The sequence below is a fragment of the Chamaesiphon sp. VAR_69_metabat_338 genome (genome assembly GCF_031423935.1).
GTDB lineage: Bacteria > Cyanobacteriota > Cyanobacteriia > Cyanobacteriales > Chamaesiphonaceae > Chamaesiphon.
Genome location: NZ_JANPGM010000322.1, coordinates 1 through 4,425 on the forward strand (window position 1 = coordinate 1; position 4,425 = coordinate 4,425).

Sequence of the window (4,425 nt, forward strand, 5' to 3'; positions counted from 1 at the left end):
GTTGGGAGTTGGGAGTAGGAGACGGGGAGACGGCGAGACTGGGAGATCGCAACAAAGAGCAAAACGATTAGAAAGCTATGCCCAGGGGAGGGGGCAGTAACCAACCCATTCAACTAATTACCAGCAAAACCCTACCCCGCAGCCACAAAGTTAGTGAAACCCATATCCTCCGCCTACTACAGACAACCAACATACGTAGGGGAGTTTGAGGGGAGGCGTCCCGTCCCCTCAACGGGGGGACTGGGGGTCGGAACCCCCAGATCCGGGTTCTGTCCTCACTAAGAAAAACGCAATCCACAAGTATCGATCGTTTGCCCCTTCGCCAGCATAGACAACATCGGCATGGAAGCGCACCAAGCAGGGGAGAAGCAAGATTCTAGATGTAAACCTAAAACCCAAACTTGAATATTTAGGAGCAAACTAATGAAAGCAGTAGTATTCCACGGCGTCGGCGACATCCGCCTCGACGACATGCCCGAACCCAAAATCCTCCAACCCACCGACGCCATCGTCCGCCTCACCGCCAGTGCCATCTGCGGCACCGACCTCCACATGATTCGCGGCACCATGGCAGGCATGAAACCCGGCACCATCCTCGGCCACGAAGGCGTCGGCATTGTCGAAGAAATCGGCCCCAACGTCCGCAACATGAAAATCGGCGATCGCGTCGTCATCCCCTCCACCATCTCCTGCGGCTACTGCTCTTACTGCCGCGCTGGCTACCAATCTCAGTGCGACAACGCCAACCCCAACGGGGCAGACGCAGGCACCGCCTTCTACGGTGGCCCCGCAGAGACTGGCGCATTCAATGGACTCCAAGCCGAATATGCCCGCATCCCCTACGCTAACGCCGACCTGATTAAACTCCCCGAAGCCGTCGATGACGATCGCGCCATCTTGCTCTCAGACATCTTTCCCACTGCCTATTTCGGAGCAGAAATGGCCGAAATCAAACCGGGCGATACCGTCGCCGTCCTTGGTTGCGGCCCCGTCGGTCAATTTGCGATCGCCAGTGCCTTCCTGATGGGTGCCGGACGCGTCCTCGCCGTCGATACGATCGCCTCCCGCCTCGAAATGGCCCAAATGCAAGGCGCAGAAATCATCGACTTCAACCAAGAAGACCCGATCGAAGTCATCAAAAGCCTCACGGGTGGCATCGGTGTCGATCGGGCGATCGATGCCGTCGGTGTCGATGCCGTCGCCCCCAGCAGCGGCCCTGCCGCCAAGGAAGCACAAGCTAAAGCCGCCGAGTTCCAAACCGAAGTCCAGAAAATTGCCCCCGAAACCAACAAGCAAGGCGATAACTGGCATCCCGGCAACGCCCCCTCACAAGCCCTCAATTGGGGCGTTCAGGCAGTCGCTAAGGCTGGCACGCTGTCGATTATTGGTGTTTATCCCCCCAAACATCAATTCTTCCCGATCGGGATGGCGATGAACAAAAACCTGACTATCAACATGGGCAACTGCAACCATCGCAAATACATCCCGATCCTCGTCGATCTGGTTCGCAACGGTACCGTCGATCCCGCCAAAATTCTCACTCAAGTCGCTCCCATGACCGCTGCGATCGATGCCTACAAAGCCTTCGACACCCGTCAGTCCGGCTGGATGAAAGTCGAACTAGTTCCAGGTAAGTAAGATTTAGAGAGGGGGGTGAGGGCAAGGTTAGTAAGTTTTACAAACCGAATTCGATCTGACTTCTAACCCCTTCTCTACCCCCTATCCCCCTATTCCCTATCCCCTAAAACCCATGCCTCAACTCAAAGCAGTAATCTTCGGTGCCATCGGCACGATCGCCGAAACTTCCGACCTTCAACGTCAAGCCTTCAATGCCGCCTTTGCCGAAGCTGGAATCGACTGGAATTGGGATATCGCCACCTACCACGAACTCCTCGATACCAATGGCGGTCAAAATCGCATTCGTGCCTATCGCGATGCCGACACCGCCCGTGCTGGTGTAAGTGATGAGACAATCGCCCAACTGCACCAATCCAAAACCAAACATTTCGTGGACTTGCTTGCCAATACCCCGATTAGTCCTCGCCCTGGCGTAGTCGAACTGCTCGATACCTGCCAAAACGCAAATATTCAGGTGGCATTTTGCACGTCTACGAGTAAAGAAAATGTCGATGGGATTAGGGAGGCATTAGCTCAACTGCTCCCATTCGATCGCTTCGCTACGATCGTCACCCTCGAACAGATCGCCCAGCCCAAGCCAGCCCCAGATGCATATATCTATTGCCTACAACAGCTTGGCATCACCGCCGACGAAGCGATCGCAATTGAGGATACGCCCGTGAGCCTCTTGGCAGCTAAAACTGCTGGCTTGGTTACAATTGCCACCCCTGGAGCCGCAGTTGGCGATCGAGATTTTTATGACGCCAATCTGCTCCTGCCGGACTTAACCAATCTCACCGTCGAAAATTTATCCTCATTACTTGCCGATCGTTGGCATCAAGCTACCTACTTCAGTCTGTAATGTTGACTCTCTATATTAATTGAAGCCCTACTCGGCCAAATCCTAGTAGGGCACACTTTTTGGCTCACACCACCAGCATCCGAACATCGATGATGAACTTACACTTGCGCCAGCCTCTTACCTGCACATCGCTGGGGATTTTAGTCCTATCGATCGCCGCCTGTAGTAGACAACCAACTATTGAAGTCCCACTGACCACACCTACTTATGCTGACAGTAAAACGACAACAGCAGCTAGATCGGGATCGTCAATTACTGCCGAACATCTAGTCGAGCTAATCGAAGATCATCCCTCACTCCAAACTTTAGCGGCGGCGATCGACAAAGCTGACTTAGAAGATACTCTAGAAGAAGGTGGCCCCTATACGATTTTCGCGCCATCCGATCGGGCTTTTGCGGCATTGCCCCTAGATGTCCGGGCACGTCTACTGCAAGCCAATAATCGTGGCTTACTCCGCCAAATTTTGACTTATCATGTGATTTCTGGCCAGATCTATGCCAACCAATTGCAGTCTGGTGAAATGGCGACTGAGGCTGGCAGCTACCTCAACGTAGATGTAGACAGAGCGCGAGTAAAAGTAAATGAAGCGCAAATCGTCGAGTCAGATTTACAGGCAGCTAATGGTGTAGTCCATATTGTCGATCGAATTATCCTGCCGCCGAATTTCAAGTTGAATCCCGATCGAGTCAGAGGCAGATCGCAGATTGCTAACGCCCTGTAATCTTGAAGCGATCTTGGCAATCTACATACTCGATCGAAAATCGAGAAATTTCGATCGGGAGTTGAGGAAATTAGCTATCTCTTGATGTCGTATTTTTCGATCGATAGTAGTTTGGCGATCGATGGCAGTTAGCAATCGATTTGACTATACATCGATCGACAGATGTAATTAGACCATTACAGATATTTATAATGTCACTTAGATCCATCATTTGCGATCGTCAAATGTGACGAAGTTTTGGAAATTAATTGAGATCTAGATCTCTTAATAAAGGTGTTAATTAATAACCGATCGACTAAATCTACTAGATCGATCGTCGAGCAGTTTGTCGATCGTCCAAACTGCTGGGTGGTATAGCCCATGGCGATCGCAACATTTAAATCGCAGCCCAAATCACATACTCAACTACAGGAATAAAACCCAATGACAACCACAACCGCTAACAAGAACGAATCGATTGAAAAAATCCGCGATCTGATTAAAGATATTAACTTTTGCATGTTGACCACCCTGGATGAAGATGGCTGTCTGCGAAGCCGTCCGATGGCTGTCAATAGCGAAGTCGAAGCTAATGGCGACATGTGGTTTTTCACTTACGGTAGTTCGCACAAAGTGACCGAAGTCAACCAAAATCATCAAGTTAATGTGAGCTTTTCGGCACCCGACAAGCAATCCTATGTCTCTGTATGTGGCATGGCAGAAGTAGTCAAAGACCATACCAAAATGCAAGAACTCTGGAAGCCAGAACTCAAAGCTTGGTTTCCTCAAGAACTCAACGAACCCGATATCGCCTTACTCAAAATAACATCTACCAATGCGGAGTACTGGGATGCCCCAGCCGGTTGGGTTGCCAAAGCCGTTGGCTTTGTTAAAGCGGCGACTACTGGCGAACCCGACACTTCCACCGAGCACGCCAAAGTCGATTTGCAGTAGTACCGGATAGAAGCGCAAAATTTAGCTAACAGTAGACCTATGAATAGTGTTGCTACCACCAAGAACCAATATACGATCCAAGATCCGCTCAAGCAGTATCCACAGCCGGAGTTTGCAGAACAACCCCAATCACCACCAGGATTAGCTCAGGAAATGTCTCCGGAGGAGATGCCGCCGCTCGGAGAGAAATTGCCGCTGAAGCGACCGGGACAGCCTGCCGAATTAGCACCGATCTATGTGCTCTTAGCCTCGCAGGAATCCAGTTTTGTCACTGGCGAGGTGTACGGCGTC

Annotated in this window: 4 protein-coding genes and 1 pseudogene; all 5 read left to right on the top strand. The window is 51.3% G+C overall.

Annotated elements, in window-relative coordinates; all coding sequences use genetic code 11:
* Positions 1-423: 423 nt before the first annotated feature.
* A complete protein-coding gene (locus tag RMO84_RS09180; RefSeq protein ID WP_310488173.1) occupies positions 424-1,638 on the top strand; it encodes a zinc-dependent alcohol dehydrogenase in 1,215 nt (404 codons plus the stop codon).
* 112 nt (positions 1,639-1,750) lie between these two features.
* Positions 1,751-2,479: an HAD-IA family hydrolase gene (locus tag RMO84_RS09185; protein WP_310488174.1), complete on the top strand. Its 729-nt coding sequence runs from the start codon at positions 1,751-1,753 to the stop codon at positions 2,477-2,479.
* A gap of 89 nt (positions 2,480-2,568) precedes the next feature.
* On the top strand, positions 2,569-3,201 hold the full coding sequence (locus RMO84_RS09190; protein WP_310488175.1) for a fasciclin domain-containing protein: 633 nt from the start codon (positions 2,569-2,571) through the stop codon (positions 3,199-3,201).
* 423 nt (positions 3,202-3,624) lie between these two features.
* Positions 3,625-4,134: a pyridoxamine 5'-phosphate oxidase family protein gene (locus RMO84_RS09195; protein ID WP_310488176.1), complete on the top strand. Its 510-nt coding sequence runs from the start codon at positions 3,625-3,627 to the stop codon at positions 4,132-4,134.
* A gap of 189 nt (positions 4,135-4,323) precedes the next feature.
* A pseudogene (locus RMO84_RS21335) lies at positions 4,324-4,425 on the top strand (NAD(P)-dependent dehydrogenase); the annotation flags it as partial.

Excerpts from the sequence above, each read along its gene's own strand:
- RMO84_RS09180 (WP_310488173.1), top strand. The coding sequence starts at position 424 with ATGAAAGCAGTAGTATTCCACGGCGTCGGCGACATCCGCCTCGACGAC.
- RMO84_RS09190 (WP_310488175.1), top strand. The coding sequence starts at position 2,569 with ATGATGAACTTACACTTGCGCCAGCCTCTTACCTGCACATCGCTGGGG.
- RMO84_RS09195 (WP_310488176.1), top strand. The coding sequence starts at position 3,625 with ATGACAACCACAACCGCTAACAAGAACGAATCGATTGAAAAAATCCGC.
- RMO84_RS09185 (WP_310488174.1), top strand. The coding sequence starts at position 1,751 with ATGCCTCAACTCAAAGCAGTAATCTTCGGTGCCATCGGCACGATCGCC.